Annotated in this window: 15 protein-coding genes; 9 read left to right on the forward strand and 6 right to left on the reverse strand. The window is 50.9% G+C overall.

Translation table 11 applies throughout. The annotated features are described in order from the left end of the window. Positions 1 to 30 precede the first annotated feature (30 nt). From L6468_RS13295 to L6468_RS13310, 4 genes are all read left to right on the forward strand, one after another. Entirely contained in the window at positions 31 to 1,251 is a 1,221-nt protein-coding gene (locus L6468_RS13295; protein ID WP_237793580.1) for an ABC transporter permease, read from the forward strand. Further along, complete coding sequence (locus L6468_RS13300) at positions 1,244 to 2,281, forward strand: sensor histidine kinase (protein ID WP_237793581.1); 1,038 nt, start codon at positions 1,244 to 1,246, stop codon at positions 2,279 to 2,281. Before L6468_RS13295 ends, L6468_RS13300 begins: the two co-directional genes overlap by 8 nt. Before the next feature lie 16 nt (positions 2,282 to 2,297). Continuing rightward, complete coding sequence (locus L6468_RS13305; protein ID WP_091813788.1) at positions 2,298 to 3,008, forward strand: LytR/AlgR family response regulator transcription factor; 711 nt, start codon at positions 2,298 to 2,300, stop codon at positions 3,006 to 3,008. Between the two features lie 280 nt (positions 3,009 to 3,288). Further along, a complete protein-coding gene (locus L6468_RS13310; protein ID WP_091813784.1) occupies positions 3,289 to 4,290 on the forward strand; it encodes a class II fructose-bisphosphate aldolase in 1,002 nt (333 codons plus the stop codon). An 86-nt stretch (positions 4,291 to 4,376) separates the two neighbouring features. Here the strand turns inward: L6468_RS13310 and L6468_RS13315 are convergent, their stop codons facing one another. Both L6468_RS13315 and L6468_RS13320 read right to left on the reverse strand, forming a co-directional pair. Continuing rightward, positions 4,377 to 5,456, reverse strand: a complete 1,080-nt coding sequence (locus tag L6468_RS13315; RefSeq protein ID WP_237793582.1) for a DUF4831 family protein — start codon at positions 5,454 to 5,456, stop codon at positions 4,377 to 4,379. Positions 5,457 to 5,477: 21 nt separating this feature from the next. Then, positions 5,478 to 6,992, reverse strand: a complete 1,515-nt coding sequence (locus L6468_RS13320; protein WP_237793583.1) for an NAD(P)H-hydrate dehydratase — start codon at positions 6,990 to 6,992, stop codon at positions 5,478 to 5,480. A gap of 89 nt (positions 6,993 to 7,081) precedes the next feature. Between L6468_RS13320 and hpt the strand changes: the two genes are divergently transcribed. The 5 genes from hpt (at position 7,082) to L6468_RS13345 (ending at position 13,574) form a co-directional block, all read left to right on the forward strand. Beyond that, the gene (gene hpt / locus L6468_RS13325; protein WP_091813773.1) at positions 7,082 to 7,621 is read left to right on the forward strand and encodes a hypoxanthine phosphoribosyltransferase; all 540 of its coding nucleotides are present in this window, start codon (positions 7,082 to 7,084) and stop codon (positions 7,619 to 7,621) included. Positions 7,622 to 7,683: 62 nt separating this feature from the next. Next, on the forward strand, positions 7,684 to 8,256 hold the full coding sequence (locus L6468_RS13330; protein WP_091813770.1) for an adenylate kinase: 573 nt from the start codon (positions 7,684 to 7,686) through the stop codon (positions 8,254 to 8,256). A gap of 52 nt (positions 8,257 to 8,308) precedes the next feature. Then, a complete protein-coding gene (gene obgE, locus L6468_RS13335) occupies positions 8,309 to 9,478 on the forward strand; it encodes a GTPase ObgE (protein WP_091813769.1) in 1,170 nt (389 codons plus the stop codon). Next, positions 9,475 to 10,170, forward strand: a complete 696-nt coding sequence (locus L6468_RS13340; protein ID WP_091852508.1) for a M23 family metallopeptidase — start codon at positions 9,475 to 9,477, stop codon at positions 10,168 to 10,170. Before obgE ends, L6468_RS13340 begins: the two co-directional genes overlap by 4 nt. 95 nt (positions 10,171 to 10,265) lie before the next feature. Then, positions 10,266 to 13,574 (forward strand): TonB-dependent receptor, encoded by a 3,309-nt coding sequence (locus tag L6468_RS13345; protein ID WP_237793584.1) that lies wholly within the window; start codon positions 10,266 to 10,268, stop codon positions 13,572 to 13,574. Positions 13,575 to 14,226: 652 nt separating this feature from the next. Here L6468_RS13345 and L6468_RS13350 read toward each other — a convergent pair. From L6468_RS13350 to L6468_RS13365, 4 genes are all read right to left on the reverse strand, one after another. Then, entirely contained in the window at positions 14,227 to 14,826 is a 600-nt protein-coding gene (locus tag L6468_RS13350; protein ID WP_237793585.1) for an ATPase, read from the reverse strand. 2 nt (positions 14,827 to 14,828) lie between these two features. Beyond that, complete coding sequence (locus L6468_RS13355; RefSeq protein WP_176756932.1) at positions 14,829 to 14,990, reverse strand: hypothetical protein; 162 nt, start codon at positions 14,988 to 14,990, stop codon at positions 14,829 to 14,831. 419 nt (positions 14,991 to 15,409) lie between these two features. Beyond that, positions 15,410 to 15,604, reverse strand: coding sequence for a hypothetical protein (locus L6468_RS13360; protein WP_237793586.1), 195 nt, complete (start codon positions 15,602 to 15,604; stop codon positions 15,410 to 15,412). 13 nt (positions 15,605 to 15,617) lie between these two features. Continuing rightward, on the reverse strand, positions 15,618 to 22,664 hold the full coding sequence (locus L6468_RS13365; RefSeq protein WP_431356565.1) for a fibronectin type III domain-containing protein: 7,047 nt from the start codon (positions 22,662 to 22,664) through the stop codon (positions 15,618 to 15,620). Positions 22,665 to 23,716 lie beyond the last annotated feature (1,052 nt).

Raw genomic sequence — 23,716 nt, forward strand, 5'->3', positions numbered from 1 at the left:
AACAGTGAAAAGTGAAAAATTTGCTACCGCATGAATTTATATAATTTATTCAAGATAAGCATCAGGGCCGTAGGCAACAACAAGATGCGCTCTTTCCTCTCCATGCTGGGTATCATCATCGGCGTGGCAGCTGTCATCATCATGATGTCGATAGGACAGGGCTCCAAGGAGAGTATCCGCTCGGAACTCTCCACCATGGGTACCAACCTGCTCACCATCCGTCCGGGTGCCGACATGCGTGGCGGCGTCCGTCAGGACCCGTCGGCCATGCAGACCCTGAAGATGGCCGACTACCAGCGTATCATCCGTGAGAAGAAATTCGTCACGAAGGTATCGCCCGAGGTAACGGCCAGCGGTCAGGTGGTCTATGGCAACAATAACACCACGACGACCATCTATGGTGAGAGTACGGAATACCTGGATATCAAGCAGTGGCCCGTGGAGCGCGGCGACTGCTTCACCGAAGAGGATATCAACAAGGCCGCCAAGAAGGTGGTGGTGGGTAAGACCATCGTTACCGAACTCTTTGGCGAGGGTGCCGACCCCATCGGCAAGACCATCCGCTTCAAGTCCATCCCGATGACCATCGTGGGTGTGCTGAAGGCCAAGGGCTATAACTCATGGGGCATGGACCAGGATAATGTGATTATCGCGCCCTATACCACCGTGATGAAGCGTATCGCTGCCCAGACCTGGTTCTCCAGCATCGTCTGTTCGGCTATCACCGAGGACCTCTCGGATGCCGCCATCGAGGAACTCACCCAGATGTTGCGCGACAACCACAAGCTGAAGGGCGAGGCTGCCGACGACTTCACCATCCGTTCTCAGGCTGAGATGATGGAGACCATGTCAACGACCATGGACATGGTGACACTGATCCTCGTGGTGGCTGCCGCCTTCTCCCTCCTGGTGGCCGGTATCGGCATCATGAACATCATGCTGGTGAGCGTCACCGAACGTACCAAGGAGATTGGTCTCCGCATGGCCGTAGGTGCCACGGGAGCCGTCATCTCCCTGCAGTTCCTTATCGAGTCTGTATTAATCAGCGTGACGGGCGGACTGTTGGGTATCATCGTGGGCTGTAGTGCCAGCGAACTGCTCGTACCGTTGTTTGGCATGCCCAGCAGCGTACCGGCATGGAGCATCTACGTCTCCTTCCTCGTGTGTGTTGCTATCGGTGTTGGTTTCGGTTATGTACCGGCCGTTAAAGCCGCCCGTATGGATCCTATAGAAGCTATCCGTCATGAATAAGCATATCGCAGGCATGTGCCACATTGCCCTTTGGGCATTCCTTTTCCTGTCGCCCCTCACCTACTGGAGGGGTATGGGCTTTAACGGGGTCCACTACTTGATGACCTGTATGCAGCCCCTGTTCCTGATGATTGTGTTCTACCTCAATTATCTGGTGCTGGCGCCTAAGTTCTTTGTCGAGGGCAAGCACCGCTACGACCTGCTCATCAATGTGGTGCTGATCACCGTGTTAGGTGTCACCCTGCACTACTGGATGCAGTACACCAACGAGATGTTCAACCTCCATCATATGCGACGTACCTACGACCTCTTAGGAACGATCTCGTATATTGTACGCGACAGTCTCAATCTGGCAGTCTTCGCAGCTGGTGCCACCGCCCTGGCCCTGGCACGTAAGTGGGTCACCACCGACCAGAAACTGAAAGATACAGAGGCAGCTCGTGCACAGGCAGAATTGAAGAACCTGCGCAACCAGATTAATCCTCATTTTCTGCTCAATACCCTGAATAACATCTACGCCCTCACCGCCATCAGTGCCGAACGGGCTCAGGAGGCCATCATGGAACTGTCGAAGATGCTGCGCCACATGCTCTATGAGTATCAGGAGCCCACGGTGCCCCTGAAGGAGGAGGTCGATTTCATCAGAAACTACGTCAATCTGATGAAGTTGCGCATGCCGGCAGGGGTCGATGTGTCGTTTGAGGTCAACTGTCTGTCGTGCGACCTGCGCATCTCGCCCATGCTCATCATCTCGCTTGTAGAGAATGCCTTCAAGCATGGCATCAGTCCCACGGAACCCAGTTTTGTGCATATCCAGGTGTTTATCGACAAGGCCAACCGTGTGGTGACCTTCGATATCCGCAACTCCAACTTCCCCAAGACGGAGGAAGACCGCAGCGGTCACGGCATCGGCCTGCAGCAGGTGGAGCGCCGACTGCAGCTTATCTATCCGGAAAAACACATCTGGGAGAAAGGAGTTACCGACGATGGTAAGACGTATTACTCAAGAATCACAATAGATACTAAATAATAAAACACAAAATCCAATGGTTATATCTTGTGCTATCATTGACGACGAGCCTCTGGCTGCGGGTCTTTTAGAGAGTTATGTGAAGAAAACCCCTTATCTTGAACTGAAGGGTACTTACAACAGTGCCGTGACGGCTATGCGCGACTTGCGTGACGACCCCGTACAACTGCTGTTCCTGGATATCCAGATGCCAGAACTCAGTGGTATCGAGTTCGCCAAGATCCTGCCCCATGAGACAAAGGTCATCTTTACCACAGCCTTCTCGCAATATGCCATCGAAGGCTTCCGTGTCAGTGCGCTCGACTACCTGCTGAAGCCCATCGGCTATGAGGATTTCCTGAAGTCCACGGACAAGGCGCTGGAGTTGTTCTCCACACAGAAGAAGCAGAACGTCCATCTGCAGGACCGTTTCCTCTTTGTGAAGAGCGAATACAAGCTGCTGCGCCTCGACCTCGACGATATTCTCTATATCGAGGGACTGAAGGACTACGTACGCTTCTACCTGGAGTCGGGTGAGAAGGTGATGTCGCTCATGTCCATGAAGCGTCTGGAGGACTACCTCCCCCACCCCGAGTTCCTGCGCACCCACCGCAGCTATATCGTCCACATGTCCAAGGTGCAGTCTGTCGACCGCCTGCGCATCGTCTTCGGCGACCAGTACATCCCCGTGTCCGACAACTACAAGGATGAGGTGATGAACTTTCTGGAGCAACACACGCTGGTGTGAGGGTAAAGGGAATAGTGAAAAGTGAAAGGCAACGGGTAGGCGACGGTACGTCGGGAATGAAATTTGCTACCGCACAGGTAATTGTGAATGAAAAATTTGCTACCGCTTTGATAAGTGTGATTGACAAAATCAGACTTTATAGTCTGTTGTCATGGCAAATTATCTAAAAAAAGGAGCCATGGCAGCAAATTCTTCACTTTTCACTTTTCACTCTTCACTTTTTTTTCGTAACTTTGCGCTCGAAAATTTGAGATAATATCTTTTATAAATAAAAAAAATTATGGTAAATTACAAGGATTTGGGTCTCGTAAATACCCGCGAGATGTTCAAGAGAGCAGTGGCTGGTGGCTATGCTATCCCCGCTTTCAACTTCAACACAATGGAGCAGATGCAGGCTATCGTTATGGCTGCTGTTGAGACAAAGTCACCTGTTATCATGCAGGTTTCCAAGGGTGCCCGTAACTATGCTAACGGTACCATTCTCCGCAACCTGGCCAAGGGTGCTGTTGAGTATGCTAAGGAGCTCGGCTGTGAGCATCCTGAGATCGTTCTGCACCTCGACCACGGTGATACCTTCGAGCTCTGTAAGGACTGTATCGACAACGGTTTCTCTTCAGTGATGATCGACGGTTCTTCACTGCCTTACGAGGAGAACGTTGCCCTGGCTAAGAAGGTTGTAGAGTATGCTCATCAGTTTGACGTAACCGTTGAGGCTGAGCTCGGTGTGCTCGCTGGTGTTGAGGATGAGGTTTCTTCTGCAGAGTCTCACTACACCAAGCCTGAGGAGGTTATCGACTTCGCTACTCGCACTGGTTGCGACTCTCTGGCTATCTCTATCGGTACTTCTCACGGTGCTCACAAGTTCACTCCTGAGCAGTGCACACTCGTAAACGGCGTGCTCGTTCCACCACCATTGGCATTCGACATCCTGCACGAGATTGAGCAGAAGCTTCCTGGATTCCCCATTGTACTTCACGGTTCTTCTTCAGTTCCTATGGACGAGGTTAACACCATCAACAAGTACGGTGGTCACCTTGAGGCAGCTATCGGTATCCCCGAGGAGCAGCTCCGCAAGGCTGCTAAGAGCGCTGTATGTAAGATCAACATCGACTCAGACTCTCGTTTGGCTATGACTGCTGCCATCCGTAAGCATCTGGCTGAGCATCCTGGAGATTTCGATCCTCGTCAGTATCTGAAGCCCGCTCGTGAGAACATGAAGAAGATGTACATCCACAAGATTGTGAATGTGCTCGGTTCTGACGGCAAACTCGCTCAGTGCTAATCCAATCATTCAGATAAAATTAATCCCCGCCAATTTGGTGGGGATTATTTTTTGTTTATATCTATCGTCTTTAACTCCTTAACTCCTTATTTCGGTTGTTCCGCTTCCAGTCGCTCTACGCCACCCGTCAGACTGTTGAGCCACAGGTGTGTGGTATAGCGCTTGTTGAACAGTTCACCACTGAGCAGTTCCACGTTACCAAACTGTGCCGCAGGCTGTTCGCTGGTCTGGATGGCCTCAATGCCCTGATAGAGCGTCACGCGCATACGTCCGGGCACGTTCACATAGACACCGGCCTCATAGCCCTTCTTCTTAGCCTTGGCAGCCTTCTCGTCGTACACCGGCTCGGGTACCGTCTTCAGGTCCGTCACACTTATATAATAAGGTGCACCCGACAGGTCGTCCTTGTCCACCAGTCCGTTCACCTGCGAGAGGCGGAACAGCAGCTGACGGTCGAAAGAGCCGTCAGGACAAACCACGATCTCATGTTCGGTGGTATCACACTCATACGTACCCTTGAACATGCTGGTCAGCGCCTCGTCCTGCGTATCTATCTGATGCAGCATCAGTCGCAGCTGTTCACCATCCTTCGGCATAAAGTCGGCCTGTCCCTTAATCAGCAGGTTACGGTTCTCGCGCAGGTCGTAGATCTCCTGGGCGGTGAGCTGTGCCATCTTGGCGGTACTGCCGGCCGAGAGGATATCCTGGTTCATCAGCTGACGCGGGTTGACGCGCTGTGACTTGGGAGCAGCCTTGAAAGGCGCCTCCTCCATATCCACATTGGGTTCGGCATTGATGGCCAGCAGGCGTCCGTCGTCTGCCAGTGCCACATTGGCGGCCACTGTCTTCGCATCAAACTTGATCGCATATTTCTTCGTGGAGTCGGCCACCGCAACAGGCGTCTGCTTGATCTGCAGGATACGGTATTGCGTGCTGGGCTCCTGCGACACATCCCTCAGTCGCATATAGCGCTGTGCATAGGCAGCGAAATCACCCGGTATATAGGTTGTCTTCTCCACCAGGAAAGTAAAGCGCACGGCCGTCTTGGGCAGGAAATACACAGCCCCCTCCGTGGTCACGCCGGGCTTATATTCCGTCAACTGTGTCTGAGCGTTCACCGTTCCGCAGAATACGGTGCCCAGAATCAGGAAAAGTAACTTTCTCATGTATTTTATTTTTTTACCTTTTTACTTTTTTACCTTTAAGAACGCCTTCGGCAGGTACTGGATGATATCACTGGCTATCAGGCTCTCCTCGCCCAGTTCGCGGGCGGCCAGGTCGCCTGCCAGTCCGTGCAGGTAGACACCCAGTATACAAGCCTCGCGTTGCTGGTAGCCACGCGCCAAGAGTCCCGTAATCATGCCTGTCAGCACATCACCGCTGCCGGCTGTTGCCATACCGGCATTGCCGGTTGTATTGAAAGCCACGTGTCCGTCGGGCATGCAGATAGCCGTATAATGCCCCTTCAGGATCACATAGCCCTGCAGTTTCTCTGCCAGCTGGCGCGCCTTTGTCAGTCGCTCATAACTGTCGATGCACTGTCCCTCCATCCGTTCCAGTTCCTTGGGATGGGGCGTCAGGATAATGCCCTTGGGCAACTGCTGCATCCATGCATGCCGTGCCGCCAGGATATTCAGGGCATCGGCATCCATCACCACCGGACACTGTGCACGGCGCACCTGCGATATCATGGCGATACCGGTCTGCTCGGCCGTTCCCAGTCCCGGACCGATACCCAGCGCACTGAAGTCCTCCGTGGCCACAGCCTCCGAGAAGAGCGTCTCCTCACGGTCCATATGAAGGATAGCCTCGGGCACCGTTGTCTGCAGAATCTGCGCGTTGCGCTTCGGCGTATGCACCGTCACCTTGCCGGCTCCCGAACGCATGCATGCCTTGGTGGCCTGCACGGCAGCACCTGCCATGCCATAGCTGCCCCCGATAATCAGGGCATGTCCCATCTGTCCCTTGTGTGCAAAGGCATTGCGCGGGCGCAGCATCTCACGGATGTCGGCCTCTTCCGTACAGGTATACTGGGCCTCCATCTTGTCCATGCCCTCCTTGCTCAGACGGATGTCCAGCACCTCCAGTTCACCGATGAACTGCTGGTTCTCGGCAAAGAGGAATGACAGTTTCTTCTGCTGCAGCGTCAGGGTCAGGTCGGCCCTGATGATATTGGCACGCACGTTGTAGGTATTGTCCTCGGTCATCAGACCCGATGGCACGTCGATGCTCACCACCATGGCCGACGAGGCATTGATATATTTCACCAGCGAGGCAAAACCGCCTGCCAATGGCTTATTGAGTCCGGAGCCAAACAGGCCGTCGATCACCAGCATTCCCTTTTCCAGGCGTGGCGGGTCAAACTCCTGTGTCACCTCGGTAAACAGGCTGTTTCCGCGCTTGCTCACCAGCCGGTCCTTGTTCTCAGCACAGTCGGCCGACAGGCGTCCGGAGATATTGAAAAGATAGGTCTGCACCTGGTATTCCTGCTCGGCCAGCATCCTCGCCACAGCCAGTGCATCGCCGCCGTTGTTACCAGGTCCGGCAAATACCACCACAGGCACGTCGCTCATCCATCGCTGCGTGATAGCCTGCGTAATGGCACGAGCCGAGCGCTCCATCAAATCTATTGATTTTATGGGCTCGTTCGTAATGGTATATTTATCAAGTTCTTGTATCTGTGTGTGCGTAAAAATCTTCATAACGATGCAAAAATACTAAATAATTGGTAATAAGTGACTATTTTTCTCATTTTTTTTGTAATTTTGCATCAAAATTACCATTTACTGATATGAGTAGAGTAAAAATTTTGGATAAGACGTTTGAGACGTCGATGCCGGAAGCGCAGATTAAAGCACGCGTAAAAGAGTTGGCCCAACAGATTTCCAAGGATATGGAGGGCAAGAATCCATTGTTCCTGGCCGTGCTCAACGGTGCATTCATCTTTGCAGCCGACCTGATGCGTGAAATGACCATCCCCTGTGAGATTTCGTTTGTCAAGCTGGCCTCTTACCAGGGCACCATGTCAACAGGTAAGATCAAGGAGGTGCTGGGTATCAACGAGGACATCGCCGGCCGTACCGTCATCATCCTCGAGGATATTGTGGAGAGCGGACTCACCATCCGTCAGATGATCGACTCACTCGGCACGCGCAACCCTGCCTCAGTGCATGTCTGCACGGCCTTCTTCAAGCCCGAGAAGCTGAAGGAGAACCTGAAGATCGACTATGCTGCTTTCGAGATTCCCAACGACTTCATCCTGGGCTACGGACTGGACTACGACCAGCAGGGCCGCGGTCTGAAAGACCTTTACACCCTGGTATCAGAATAAGCGGCGTTATCACAAAAAAAGGAAAAAAGATTAGGATAACCAATAAAAAATATAACTGGATTATGAAGAATATTGTAATTTTCGGTGCACCAGGCTCAGGCAAGGGCACACAGAGCGACAAACTGATTGAGAAATATGGACTGGAGCATATCTCTACAGGTGATGTACTTCGTGCAGAAATCAAGAAGGGTACAGAACTTGGCAAGACGGCTCAGGGCTATATCGACAACGGTCAGCTGATTCCCGACGACCTGATGGTAAGCATCCTGGCATCTGTATACGACTCTTTCGGACGTGAGCACAAGGGTGTCATCTTCGATGGCTTCCCCCGCACCATCCCACAGGCAGAGGCCCTGAAAGAGATGCTCAACAAGCGTGGCGACAAAGTGGCTGCCATGATTGAACTGGCCGTACCCGAAGATGAACTGATGAAGCGCCTGATTCTGCGCGGACAGCAGAGCGGACGTGCCGACGACAACGAGGAGACTATCAAGAAGCGCCTCGTGGTCTATCACTCTCAGACTCAGCCCCTGATCGAATGGTACAAGCAGGAAGGCCTGCACCACCACATCGACGGTCTGGGTGAATTGGATCGCATTTTTGCAGACATCTGCAAGGTGGTAGATAATATCTAGGAATTCCTAGGAAAACCTAGGACATCCTAGGTAATCCTAGAAAAAACAAAGTATGGAAAGCAATTTCGTAGACTACGTAAAAATCATGTGCCGCTCGGGTAAGGGCGGTAAGGGCAGCATGCACCTGAAGCATGTGAAATACAATCCTAACGGCGGTCCCGACGGTGGCGACGGCGGTAAGGGTGGTAGCATCATCCTGCGTGGCAACCACAACTACTGGACGCTGCTCCACCTGAAATACGAGCGTCATATCTTTGCGGAGCATGGCGGCAACGGCGGACGCGACAAGTGTCATGGCACCGACGGCAAGGATATCTATATCGACGTACCCCCCGGCACGGTGGTCTATAATGCCGAGACGGGAAAGTTCGTCTGCGACGTGGCCTACGACGGACAGGAGGTGCTGCTCCTGAAGGGCGGACGCGGCGGTCTGGGCAATTTCCAGTTCCGCACGGCTACCAACCAGGCACCCCGCTATGCGCAGCCCGGTGAACCGATGCAGGAGATGACCGTCATCCTGGAGCTGAAGCTCCTGGCCGATGTTGGTCTGGTGGGCTTCCCCAATGCGGGCAAGTCCACGCTGGTCAGTTCGCTGAGCAATGCCCGTCCTAAGATTGCCAACTATCCCTTCACCACGATGGAGCCCTCGCTGGGCATCGTGGGCTATCGCGACGGCAAGTCGTTTGTGATGGCCGACATCCCCGGTATCATTGAGGGTGCCTCTGAGGGTAAGGGCCTCGGCCTGCGTTTCCTGCGCCATATTGAGCGCAACTCCCTGCTGCTCTTCATGGTCCCCGGCGACACGGATGATATCAAGCGTGAATACGAGATTCTGCTCAACGAACTGAAGCAGTTCAACCCCGAGATGCTCTCCAAGCACCGCGTGCTGGCCGTCACCAAGTGCGACCTGCTCGACGAGGAGCTGATCGAGATGCTCAAGGACACCCTGCCCCAGGATCTCCCTGTGGTGTTTATCTCTGCCGTCACCGGTTTCGGTCTGGAAGAGCTGAAGGATGTGCTGTGGCGCGAACTGAATGCCGAGAGCAACAAGCTGCAGGCCATCACTGCAGAGGATACCTTAGTACACCGTGACAAGGATATGTCCGTCTTTGCCCAGGAACTGGAAGATGAGGGTGAGGACGAAGACATTGAATACGTGGATGTTGAGGACGTTGACGACCTCGACGATTTTGAATACGAAGACGAAAATGAAGACGAATGAGACATCGACTGTTTGCAGCCTTTCTGATTTCCTTCCTGGCTGTTGTGACCTCCTGGGCACAGCCGCCCCTGAAGTTGCCGGGCTACAGGCAGAGTCTCATCAACTATAAGTCACTTCATTTCGAACTATACCCCTTCATGACCGACTTCTCGATGCCAAGGCATGCCATTGTGCCTATGGCACCGGGAAGTTATGTTTATAACCCCTTTGGCGGCGGCACCCGGTTCATCCTTCACCTGGAGAATTTCGCCGATTCCGACTGGTGCTACCTGCTCAGGAAATCCAAGGTCATCAGTCCCTATGGCGGACGCGGTGGCCGGCACCATTCCGGCACAGACATCAAGAGTTTCCCCAACGACAGCGTGCGGGCCGTCTTCGACGGTACCGTGGTGATGGCGGGTCCTTTCTCGGGCTATGGCAACTGCGTGCAGATACGCCACATAAACGGACTCACCACCCTCTACAGTCACAACAGTCGCAACCTGGTGAAGGCAGGCGACCAAGTCACTGCAGGTCAGGTTGTTGCCCTGGAGGGACGCACCGGCCGTGCCACCACTGACCACGTGCATTTCGAGGTTCGCGTGGCCGGTCGCCATGTCAATTCCAACCTCATTTTCGACCACGAGCACCACCGCCTCCACAAGCACCAGGTTGTATTCGAAAAGAACGGTAATGCTCATATTCGGAAGTAGATGTGAAAAAAAAATGGCAAGAAACGCAAACGTTTCAAAAAATTTTCGTATTTTTGCAACGGAAAAGCAAACCTTAAATAAAAACAAAAACATTTATGCAGAAGAAACTATTCTTTCTGGTTGCCCTAATGTTGACAATGACCTTGTCAGTAGTGGCACAGGTGACTACTTCCAGCATGACCGGTAAGGTCTCTATGGAGGGTAGTAACGAGGAGATTATTGGTGCATCTGTGCAAGCTGTGCATGAGCCTTCAGGCACACGCTACACCGCTGTGACCAATGTGAACGGACGCTTCACCATTCAGGGTATGCGTACTGGTGGTCCTTATGCCGTGACCGTGTCTTACATCGGTCATCAGACCAAGACGATGAAGGGTATCACCCTCCAGCTTGGTGAGACCTACAACCTGAACGTATCACTCTCTGAAAACAGTAACGACCTCGCCGAGGTGGTGGTAAGCGGTAAGGCTTCCAAGTTCTCTGCCGAGAAGACTGGTGCCTCAACCAACATCAACAACGAGCAGTTGATGATGATGCCTTCTCTGGACCGCAGTCTGGCTACCGTGGCTAAGCTGTCACCTTATTCCGGTGGTGGCATGAACCTGGCCGGTGCCGACCCCCGTTCTACCAACTTCACCATTGACGGTGCCAACTTCAACAACAGTTTCGGTCTGACTTCCGACCTGCCTGGTGGCGGCACGCCTATCTCTATCGACGCCATTGAGGAGATGCAGGTGGTCATCGCACCTTTCGACGTGCGCCAGACCAACTTCATCGGTGGTGGTATCAATGCTGTTACCAAGTCGGGTACCAACGAGTTCAAGGGTACTGTCTACGGCTTCTACCGCGACAAGTCCATGCGTGGTAACAAGATCAACGGTCAGGACCTCGGCACCCGTGCTACCGACACCAAGAAGACCTACGGTTTCACCCTGGGTGGCCCAATCCTCAAGAATAAGTTGTTCTTCTTCGTCAACTATGAAAAGGAACTGACCCCGAAGGAGGTTGTACAGTACCGCGCACGCGAGGATGGCGAGACTCCTGGCGGCATGGTATCACGTACCACCAAGACGGATATGGAGCGCGTGGCTAATTTCCTGCGCACACAGTATGGCTACGACCCAGGTTCTTACACTGACTTCCCCGCCGAGGATACCAACGAGAAGTTCCTGGCCCGTCTGGACTGGAACATCACGGATGCCCATCACCTGGCTCTGCGCTATAACAAGACCAAGGTAGAGGACTGGCGTCCTACAAATGCTATGTCAAGCGATGTTTCCCTGTATGGCGGTACCAAGTTCAACCTCGGCCGTATCAGTGCCAGCAGTATGGCTTATTCAAACAGCCTGTACTATTTCCACAATGACGTGGAGTCTTTCTCTGCCGACCTGAACAGCCGTTTCGGTCAGAAGGCCAGCAACCAGTTGCTGTTTACCCATACTTTCCAGGACGACAGCCGTGGCACGCCTTCAAGCAACTTCCCCTTCATCGACATCCTGTATGATGGAGCCTACGAGCCTTATATCTCTGCCGGTTATGAGTTGTTCTCATACAACAACGGTGTGAAGACCAAGACTACCAACATCACGGACAACTTCACCCTCTACATGGGTTCTCATAAGCTCACTGCCGGTGCCCGCTTCGAGCATATCTATGCCGACAACTCTTATCTGCGTAACGGTACAGGTTACTACCGTTTCAAGAGCGTGGACGACTTCCTCAACATGAAGGCGCCCGATGCAGTAGCGTTCACCTACGGCTATGATGGCATCAGCGATCCTACCAGCGCCGTGCGCTACAACCAGATTGGCCTGTACCTGCAGGATGAGTGGCAGGCTACCAACCGCCTGAAGCTGACCTACGGTCTTCGTGCCGACAATATCATCTTCGACGACCAGGATATCGCACGTAATGATAAGATCTACGCACGCGACTTCGGTGGCTATCATATCGATACTGGCCGCTGGCCTGAAAGCAAGTGGCAGCTCTCTCCACGTGTGGGCTTCACATGGGATGTATTCGGCGACAAGAGCCTGAAGGTACGCGGAGGTTCTGGTCTCTTCCTGGGACGCTTCCCCTTGGTTTACCTGACCAACATGCCCCAGAATGCCGCTATGTTCCAGTTCAACTATGCTGCCGGTTATACCGCAACAGGCACGGCTGCCGAGAACCTGGAGCGCACCACACCGATTGATATTGATGCCAAGCTGCAGGGCCTGGCTGGCAAGCTGCTGGGTGTGAACGACCTGAAGAACTACTTCGAGGTGCCCCTGACCAATGCCGACCACGTGGATGCCAAGAGCATGACTGGTGTGAGCAACGACTTCAAGATGCCTCAGGTATGGAAGTCAAGCATCGCCATCGACTATCAGCTCCCCGTTTCGTTCCCCTTCACGGTGACCGGTGAGTTCATCTACAACAAGAGCATTAATGCTGTCTACATGGACAATATCAATATCAAGGACGATGATCCTTCTTCTATGCAGCACTTCAACGGAGCAGACAGCCGTATTAAGTATACCAGCAACGACTTCTACTACACACCGAATAGTTCATACTATGCTGTGATGCTGAAGAATACGTCCAAGGGCTATGGCTACACCGCCAATATCACCCTGAACGCAGAGCCTGTGAAGAACCTGAAGCTGATGGCTGCCTACACACGCACCGAGTCTCAGGAGGTATCTGGTCTGCCCGGACAGAACGCCGTGTCTACATGGACCAGCACCCTGTCGGCCGAAGGACCTAACTCTACCAAGCTGCACCGCTCTAACTACGTGACACCCGACCAGGTGATGGCATCTGTCAACTACTACATCCCTGCCAAGGTATCAAGCAGCTTCCTGCTGGGCACGCACGTGAGCCTGTTCTACAAGGCCTACTCTGCAGGCAACCTGAGCTACTTCTACAGCAATGATATGAATGGCGACGGTGTGTCTATGGACCTGATGTACATCCCTGCCAACGATAACGAGATCCAGTTCAAGAGCGAGGCCGACCGCGTTGCTTTCTGGCGCTTCGTAGAGCAGGACGACTATCTGAGCAGCCACAAGGGTCAGTATGCCGAGGCTTATGCCGCCCGTGCTCCCTGGCTCCATCGCATCGACTTGCACCTGGCAGAGGACTTCCAGCTGACTATTGGCAAGACCAAGCACAAGCTGCAGGCATCACTCGACCTGATCAACCTGGGCAACCTGATCAACTCTGAATGGGGTGTTCCCAAGATTGCACAGGTATGTAACTACGGTCAGATTCTGAAGTACGAGGGTGTTGACGCAACCAACACACCTATCTTCTCAATGAACAAGGTCAATGGCAAATATCCCACCCAGACATGGGATACCAACATGAGCTACAGCAACTGCTGGAAGATGCAGATTGGACTTAAATACTTCTTCAACTAAATTGAAAGAGGATTCCGATATAGCAACTCCCTCCTGTAGGACATCTACAGCGAGGGAGTTCTTTTTAATACACTAAATACACTTAAATACACATATTTCATAAACCCCTTTGCGTACGTATACACACACACGTACGCGATAACTTTTAAGAATTTACGGTATTTAAGTGTATAGTGTATTGAAGGAAAAGAAAACTCATTTTCGGAAAACAATAGGTTAAGGGGTCGGAAAACAGGGACTTAGAGGTTCTAAACCATAGGTTTACGATGTCTAAATCACTGATTTCCGACCTCAAAGTCACTGAACTAGGACCTCAAAATCAGTGGTTTTCATTTTTAGTGCATTTTATCGCATCGAAACGCACGTTGTGCACGAATGGCGGTACCCCAATGTTGTACCTTTGCATCACAACAGAACAAGAACCAAAAGTCAACTGCAATGAACAAATTATTTGCCTACCCCTATATCAAAGAGACCGTCAACCAGAATCGTCTGACCTCCCCAATGTCTACAGGCGCTGGCGCCACCGTCCCTAAAGTCCGTAGACATTATTTCATCCACGGAGTATTTTTTCTAGTCTACGGACTTAAAGGACCTTTAGGACTTTTGCCACCATAGGTAGCGCTGGCGCCACGGTACATAAAGTCGGGGCTTAGCCTATGATGTTCTGTGCCCAGAGGGGGATGTCGTCGGTGTAGCGCTTGAATGGCTTGCCGTCGGTCATGCGGAACAGCAGACGGGCCTCGACGTCATCCACGGAATTATCATAGACATACACGCGGTCGGCAATGGCCGCCACGCGTTTGCAGTTAAGTATCGACTTCTGGTAGCGCGAGATAATTTTCGGGATCGGCACGTCATGACCGCCCTTCATCACTCGGCGAGCAATGCGCGAAGAATTGATTGACGGGTGGTTAGTTGACACGAAGAAGATGCGAATGAAGTAACCAGCCTCGTGGACGCGACGAATAAAGTCAACCTTGCCATCGCTGGAAAGCACTGTCTCGAATATCAGGCTCTGCTGGCTTCGCAAGCACTCCTCACGCTGCTTCTCGCAGTACTGTGCGGCCTGGAGCACGGCTTCGGGCGAGTTCCAGTCGCCAAAGCGGTCCTGCGCCACCTGATCGGGATTGATGTAAAGTGCATTCTCCAGCCATTCGTGCTTGAGGATCTTCGAGGTAATCGTGGTCTTACCAGACCCGTTGGGGCCGGCAATCACGATGAGTACGGGGCGGTGTGCAGTCTGGCTCATGGCTATCTGATGTTTGCGGCTGCACGCCTCAGTTCTTCGAAATAGCGTTGTGTCGCCTCTGCATTCGTCTCGCGTGCCTCCTCGGCAGCCTCACGCATCAGTTGCGAGAGCACCTCGTCGGTAGGTTCCTCCGTGCTGGTAAGCTTGTAAGTGTCGATGCTCATAATCTCAATATTTATTGTTTCTGGCGACAAAGATAGTGCAAATCGAGCGAAATACCAAAGGAGAACTCGTTTTTCTTTGTATTTGCTTTACCTCGCTTCGCGAACAGCGACCTTTGGTTCCGAGATGCAGCCTATCTTCGAGCAAAGCTCAAAGATAACACTTTTTTCCCGATATTCCTACTAAGGGTACCTCTTTTTTTATTTCTACGGACTTAAAGGACCTTTAGGACTCTTCCTGCATAGGTGGCGCTGGCGCCACGGTCCTTAGAGTCCCTAAAGTCCGTAGACGTTATTTCTGCAGCGTTTACGCCGCCACTCCTTCCCTCCTATACTCCTTAGAATGAAATTGGAAAGGAATCACGAGGCCATAAACAAGAAGAAACCCTGATCCGCGGTGCGAATCAGGGTTTCAACATTAATTAGAAGTCGTAGTCTTCTTCCTCGTCATCCCAACTGTTGGAACGAGAACGGTTAGTTTCAGTACCGGAACTGTCGTCTTGACCTCCCGTTGTCGGGTCGCCCGATTGAGAACCGCCTCCGCTCATCGTTTGCATCAACTGAGGAGCTACATTGACAACCAGTAAATCTGGTGTGATATATGCTTTCTTTTTCATTGTTTTTTTTTGTTTACTTAATAACAGTCTTTTTACCATTCTGGATGTACAGACCCTTCTTCAAGTGGCTGTTGTTGTTCATCTTACGACCGCCCAGGTCATAGATGTTATCAACCTTAGAATCAGCATCCACACTCATGATGCCAGTAGTCTGGCTATCACCGAAGTCGAGAACAAACTCACGAGCAGCCACTACATGCTCATCGAACTGGAAGTAAGCGCGACAAGCGTTCAGCGTACGAGCAACACCAGTATACTTCAGCTTATTGCCTACCGTCATGTAGAAGATGTCAGAGTTAGCTGGCGTGATGGGGAATGCATCGTAGTAGCCAATGAACTTCACACAGTCACCGTCGAAGGCAATGTTGCGTTCCGTCTTGTCGATGGTAACACCTCTAAACACGGGCTCCACGATATTCTCTGCAGCGGCATCCCACTTGATGATGTAAGGCGTACCAGCCACCAACTCACTAACGGCATCGCCGAAGGTCAGATGAACGGTAGTACCTGTTACAGAAGCATCAGTCAGTGTCTTAGCCGTAGCACCCTCCAGAGGAGAACCTGCCAACGTCACGTTGAAGGGCAGACAGATAGTGTTCCACTCACCGTCCTTATAGAGTGTGCGGTCTTTGAGAGCGACATTAGTAGTCTTTCCGTCGTTTGCAAGAATCTTCGCGCTATTGTCGGTGGCGTTGTCAGTCAGCTCAATTTTCTCATCAATGCGGATACGCAACTGGTTCTTTACTGACGTGACTGTACCATTGTAAGTTGTCGGTTTCGTCGGATCGTAGTTCTCATTATCATTGTACGCATAGATAGCCTGGCTAGTTGTACTTTCTGATGAGAATACACGGAACGGAGTGTTACTTGTGTAAGAGCCCGTATTATCATCGATGATGATAGCCAGGTTCTTCGTGTTGTCATAGTAGAATGGTGTATCGAGTGTGATAGTGCTCCACTGACCATGAGCGAAGGTCACATCGCCATCGAACACCTTCTCAACACCTTCTTCCATAACATTGATCCAGTCTTTGCTGCCACTGAAACTTTCCTTGCTGGTATTCACCATATAGACAACATACTTACGAGTGCGGTTTTCCCCACCTGCATTGTAGAAGTCGATATTCATAACAGTACCCGCCTGTCCCATCTCAGCAGCAGTATAAATCTGCTGGGTCAAAGAATAATTATACCAATTACTGCTAGGCAAATTTACATCTGTGCCAGTACCTGAGCCAATGACATGCTTAGTTGTAGGCTGGATACAGATTGTTGGGCTCCACTCACTGCTCACCTCATCATAAATGGCCTTAACACGAGCATAGTAATCGACATCAACCGTCAGGCCATCGAACGTTACAGTCTTTTCTGTTACATTCTTGGTATCAAGAATAGAAGAGAAGTCGCTGCTTTCACTGAGTTCAACAGTCCAATTAGCAGCATAGTTGTCGCTCCAAGTCAATGTGGCAGTTGAAGCAGTTAACTCTGAACATATAAAGTTGGTTGGCACTGCAGCATAGACATTGACATTCTTGGTGTAAGAGCCCTTGCACTTTCCACCATCCTTAGCGGTAAAGGTAAATACATAGTCACCAATCCCCTTCACCTCAGTGACAGGATTGCCGTCCTTGGTGATAGTCACCTCATAGTCAGCATCCTTGACAAATGATACGCTCTCATTAGAGATAGCGTAGGTAGGATTGATGCTGATAGCATTGCCCGAATAAACATAACTATCGTCGATGCCGTTAAAAGAACCCTCCACATAGTAAGTATTGCCATCGGCTGCTGTAATCTGACCGAAGAGACCTGTTGTAGGAACATCCTCAGCAGCGAACGCCTGTTTGCCTTGAGTTGAGCCGAATGGAGTCAGGTAGTAAGTACGCGTAAACGAGTTCATACCATTGCGATTGAAGGTAGCACTACTATTGGTGCTCATAGTAATCTCTGCAGGAGCGAACAGACAGTCAGTATACGTGATTTGGGTACCACTGGTTCCGCTGCAATATCCAACGAAACCGCCATTAGATGTAGCATTGGCTCCATTGGCTCCAAGCAGTTTTCCCTTGAAGGCACAGTTGTTGAAATACAGCTTAGCAGAACTCTCGTTCAGAGCTACGAAACCGCCACGAATACCGTCTTTAGAAGTATCGAAGGTGCTGAAAATCGACGCTGTACTTATGCAGTTCTGGATATGGGTAGTACCATAGTTATGAGCTGCGATACTTGCGCCATATTTATATCCTGTGGTAACAGTACCAGCAATGGTCAGATCCTTGACTGTAGCGTTCTTCAGATAACCGAAGGGTGCGCAGTCGTCGGCAGCTCCTGTCAGGTTAAGCGTCATGGTCTTACCTGCTGTGCCAAGGAAGGTTCCCTGGAAGCTGTTTGCCTCACTGTTACCAGCCATGGTACTGACGGTAATGTCGTCAGTCATCTTGACAAACTTGCCACTATAGTTATAATCACCACTGGTGATGTTGCCAGCGAACTTACTCCAGTCTTCATCAGAAGCGATGACATACGGATCTGTCTCAGTACCCTCACCGTTCAAGACGCCATCTACCACGTTGAACTTCAAGGTCTGTGAACCGGCGTAGTTGTCCTTACCCGTAATGGTCAGCGTGTATTCGCCTTTTTCCTTTACGGGTGCAGGATCGGTTGCGAAGGTGAAGTCGGTGTTGGCAGTCAATACTGCGCCTTCGTAGGTAACGGTCGGTGCCAAAGTAATGGCAGAACCAGTGTGCTCTATGAGATCGGCTACATTACCAATAACCACAACCTTCTTAGAGTAGTAGTCCGTCTCGTTAAGAGTCCACTCCTTCTTACAGAATGCCGTCTGAGCACCAGCATAAGCCTTTGTTCCCGTTGCTGCAATATAGTTAGCATCGGTCAGTGTCGCATCGTTGGTGTAGAACGCACCATCGACGTTTACTTCCATCACGGCACCATTGTTCTTAATAGCAATAGGATGGAACTTACCGTTACCACTCTTGCTGGCTGTTACCAGACAGTTAGTGATCTTCAGCTTACCACCATCGCTCCAACCAAGCAGGCCACCGGCATAGTTCTGGCTGTTATACAGAACACCGGTATAAGCTGTATTGCTGATATTGACAGTAGACTGGGCGCCATGACCTACTACACCACCGATGTGATGGTTAGAACCGGTCGCACAGGTAACATTCGTGTTCACCACGCAGTTTTCAATGTAGTTGACACCTGAGCGTGTGAAGCCTACCAGACCTGCTGCATGAGTAGTACCGGTGACGCTACCGTTGACGGTGAGGTTCTTGATGGTTGCACCGGCAATCTCACGGAACGGAGCTGTACCCTGTGTGCTGGTCTCGTTAATGTTGACGTTCAGCGTCTTGCCGTTACCATCGAAGAGACCTGTGAACGGATGCTCCTGTGTACCTACTGTTGCGGTTACTGCAGCTTCTGTGTTGTCAAAGTTGTCTGCCAGCTTGTAATAGTCATCATTGCCTGTACCGTTGTTGACATTTTCAGCAAAGGTAGCCCATTCCTCAGCGTTCTGGATGATGATAGCCTCCTTCACATAGAAGGTTGTCTGCTTAGTACCCGTGTAGTCACCCTTACCAGTGATAGTCAGCGTGTATTCACCAGCATCCTTGACAACGGCAGGAGTAGTTGCAACGGTGTAGTCAGTGCTCTGAACCAGTGTCTCGCCAAGACGCGTCACAACAGGTGAAACAGTGATCTCATCACCAGTATAAGGAATAATTCCACAACGAACGTTAACGGCATTACTTGCAACATCCATCTTGTCAGTATATGAACCCGAAATGGTTACATTGTCGGTAACACCTGACAGAATATGCTTACCATCAATGACATAAGGATAGGTGATAGAACCATTGGATACCGTGTACTGATCGAAGAACTTGCCTGCAGGCATGTTGTAGTTCAACGTAACCTCTGTACCATTCTTATAATAGTTCGTTTCATTATATACCATAGCAGGAGTTTCAGGCAGCGTTACCTGTGTATTCTCACCTGCAGTGACAGTAAATACGATTTCTGCACCAGATTGATCAGTACCTGTGCCTACGTTCTGGGCACCTACGCCACCAGTAGTAGATACAGTGTGGTAGTTGGCAGTGAGCGTACTGCTGTAATACTGTCCGATAACAGAACCCACATAACTCGTACCTGTCACCTCTCCTGCATTGAAGCAATTCGCAATTTTGTCAAATTGCTTGTATCCACAAACACCGCCATATTTCTCACTCATTGTACCGTTGCCCGTTATGCTAGCTAAGTTGATACAGTCTAAGATGGAATACGAAGATGAGTAACCAACGATACCTCCATGGTACTGTCCATTTACATTGTCGGCAGTCTTAATGGCTCCGCTAACACGACAATTAGACATCCCTGTGTAGGTTAAATATCCACATACGCCACCAACATATTTTTTTGCAGTGATATCGCAATCAACGACGACTACATTTTTGATAGCGGTAGAATAGCAATAAGTAACAGATCCAAATAATCCCTGATACTCTCCATCGGGTTTGTTGATATACAGACCACTGATGGTCTTGTTGTCACCATCGTAGTTGCCCTGGAAGCTGCAATTGCCATTACCGATGGCTGTGTGTTCCTTCGTCAGGGTGATGTTTTCTTTCTGCTTGTAATAGCCGTTATAGCGGGCACCGCTGTTCACGATGCTGGCCAATGCCTGCAGGTCTTCCTCGTCAGCTATGAGGTAAGGATTGCTCTCACTGTTGGCTTTTTCCGGATCTAAGAGCGGGAAGTCCACAATGTTGAAGGTCCTCGTCGTTGTGCCCTTATAGCCGTTGATACCTTTCAGTGTCAGCGTTGCCGTACCAACAACGGTGTTGTCAGTGGCCTCTACGATGTAGTCAGTACCCTCTACAAGAGGTGTGCCGCCGTTGGTCACTGTCAGTTCTGGAGTGATAGCTACGCCCTTCCAACGCTGATCGGGGATGGTTGCAATCTCAACGGTGCTCATGTCCACACCGCTGTTGTTGCTAACGATGGCTGAGATAGTGACGTCCTGGTCGGTAATGCTCAGCTTGTGCTCACCGCCAACGGTTGTCAGATTGGTCAGCGTACCGCCCTCACAAGCATAGCTAACGAAAGATACATCAGTCAGATCGGGTGTCAGCGTCAGCGTCCAGTCACCTTTCTTATAATATTTCTTTCCTGTCAGTACGCTCTCTACCACGCCTTCCTCAGCAGCGCTGATACTACCGACATGGTCGCCTGCAGTAATTATATATCCACGCTCTGCGTGACCACTGTGGTTAGATTCATTGAGGGCCTTCACCGTGCAAGGAGATGCATAATAGCAGTTGGTATAGTTGTTAGAATTATTGAAATATCCAGCAATACCACCCCTGCTATTGCTACCCTCGACAGAACCCGTATTCAGACATAGACTGAAACGGTTGGCAGAATGATTCTCATAACCCACAATGCCACCATGATATTTGCCCTCGCCAGTAATATTGGCGGCATTCTCACAAGAAGTGACACTGACATCGGATGCATAACCAATAATACCACCGTAATTCGGGCTGCCGGAAGTGGTGGAAATCGAACCTTGTGAAGTACAACCGGTGATGTCCACACAATAGCCATAGCCTACAATACCGCCATGGTATTCGGCATCGGTGACGGAGCCGACGCTCTTACCGCTAGCGTGGCAGTTCTGGATGGTGGCACGATTGCTTGAGGAAGCGTTTGCATATCCCGCGATGGCACCGACAAAATTCTGACCTGTAATATCGTAAGCATCGACGATAACGTCCTTCACCAGAGCGTTTTGACCGAGCATTCCGAACAAACCCTGATTTTTTTCAAATGGTTTCTTGATAGTCAGGTTGCTAATTTTCCTTTTGTTACCATCGAAGGTGCCACGGAAATATATATATCTATTGTCATAGTATCCACCGATGGCGGTATGCGCTGCCGTCATGGTGATGTCGTCACTCAGTTTGAAGGTCATACCAACACACTCATGACCACTGTTGACATAGGCAGCCAGACGCTCCAGGTCGCTCTCGTCGTTAATGAGATAGACCTTGTCGTCGTCCTCACCTTCAGTAGCAAACACATAGCCATCGAGACTCTCACCTACCATCACGCGGAATGAACGGGTGATAGAGCCGGTGTATCCAGCTTCATTGCCATTCTTAGCAGTGAAGGTGATGGTGTAGTTGCCAAGAGCTGCAGGAGCAGCAGGAGAAATAGCCACCTCGTAGTCAGTGTCCTTCGTCATCGTGGTTTTTCCCATTTTCAGCTTGTAGTTGACGCTGATGGCCTCGCCGTTATTGTAGGCATAGGTATCCTTCAGGTCGCTGAGGATAGCAGGCTGATAGACAGTATAGTCCTTGATGGTGCGCGTAAGATAGATGTCCTTAGCAGGAATGGCCGTCACCACCTGATGACAACCATAGTCGTCCGAAATAAAAGAAACGGTGCCAATCTTATTGACATAATAGAGACTTGTGACATAGCTGTTCTGATAAGAGCCGTATGCACCTCTGGGGTTCATCAGACTGAGGTTAGCGTAGGTACCATTCTCCAGACAGTTGGTGGTGTAGGTGTAGGCATTGCCATAGCCGAACATCGCGCCTGCCATACGCTGCTCAGAGGTGCTGCTCTGAATCTTACCTGCAAAGACGCAGTTGGTAAAATAGGTGTAGTTGTTATTGTCAGAAATCTGAACGTTACCCACCAAGCCACCAGCATAGTTGGCACCAATGGTGAGGGTGGCCGTCACCACACAGTCGGTGATGGTGTTTTTCTCGCTAGAGGAGCCGCTACCAGCCCAGCCTACCAGACCGCCGGTATACTGGCTGTCGGAAGTGATGAAGCCGGCTACCGTCAGGTTTTTGATGGTAGCATGCTTGATATAGTGGAACGGAGCCACTCCCTGTTCGTTGACGCCAGTGCCTGTTGCTGCGCTGACGATAGCGGCAGTCAGAGTATGGTTGTCACCGTCGAAGGTTCCCTTGAAAGGAGCGTCAAACAGCTGGTCGCCGCCGTCCTCGCGCAGACCGACCATCGTCGTAACGTTGTCGATATCTGCTGTGAGTTTCACGAACTCGCCCTCATAGTTGTAACCCTCGTTAACAATCTCGGCAAACTTATTCCAGTCAGCAGTGGTAGCAATGGTGTAAGGCTCAGCCTCGGTACCTGCACCACTCAGCTGAAGACCCACACGGAAACTGTGGGTCAGTGTGCCGCTGTAGCCGTTGGCATTACCTGTCACCATCATGGTGTAATTGCCAGAAGCCTGTACGGGGCTGGGCGAGAAAACTACACCATAGTTCTCGGCAGCAACAGTGTTGCCTTCCGCATCCTTAACGATAGGTGTCACTGCAATCTCTGAGCCGGTGTAAGGATAGAAATTAGGACATTCAATGCTGCCTGTAGTGAGGTTCCTGATGTCAATGATGGGCACAACCTTGTTGCCACTGATTTCCCAGTTACTTCCAAGAGCAGCCTGCAATTGGGTATTGGTCATATCGCCAACGGCTGTACCCTGAACAGTACCGTAGGCTTTTACATAATAGCTGTTATTAACTATAATATTGAATCTCGCATTATTATTACTACCACGCATAAAGGTAGCGCCATTCTGGGTGTCGGTGTTGATGGTTCCTGCCATCAAACAGTTGTTGATGTTGGTAGTATAATTACCTGTCCAACCCACAAAACCTCCATTGGCATAGGTATCAGCACCAGAGATAGTACCATCGAAAAGACAATTGTTAAGGGTAAGTGTGCCACCATTGACAACACCTACGAATCCACCGTGAGTACCATCACCAGCGATTTCGCTAGTAATGGTGACGCTGCTCCAGCAGTTGCTAATAGTGGTAGTACCTTTGCTTTCACCAACAAGACCGGTGCGGTACTTGTCATCGGAAGTATTAGAACCTGCAACGACCGTTCCTGTAGTGTGGAGGCGCTTAATGGTTGCACCATCGACATAACGGAATGGAGCACAGAACTCGCCAGAAGAAGATAAGTTGTCGAGTGTCATCGTATGGCCACAGCCATCGAAGGTACCCATAAACTTGTAAGAGCTGGTTCCCGCCATCGAAGAGATGG

The organism is Prevotella communis (assembly GCF_022024115.1).
Lineage (GTDB): Bacteria > Bacteroidota > Bacteroidia > Bacteroidales > Bacteroidaceae > Prevotella > Prevotella communis.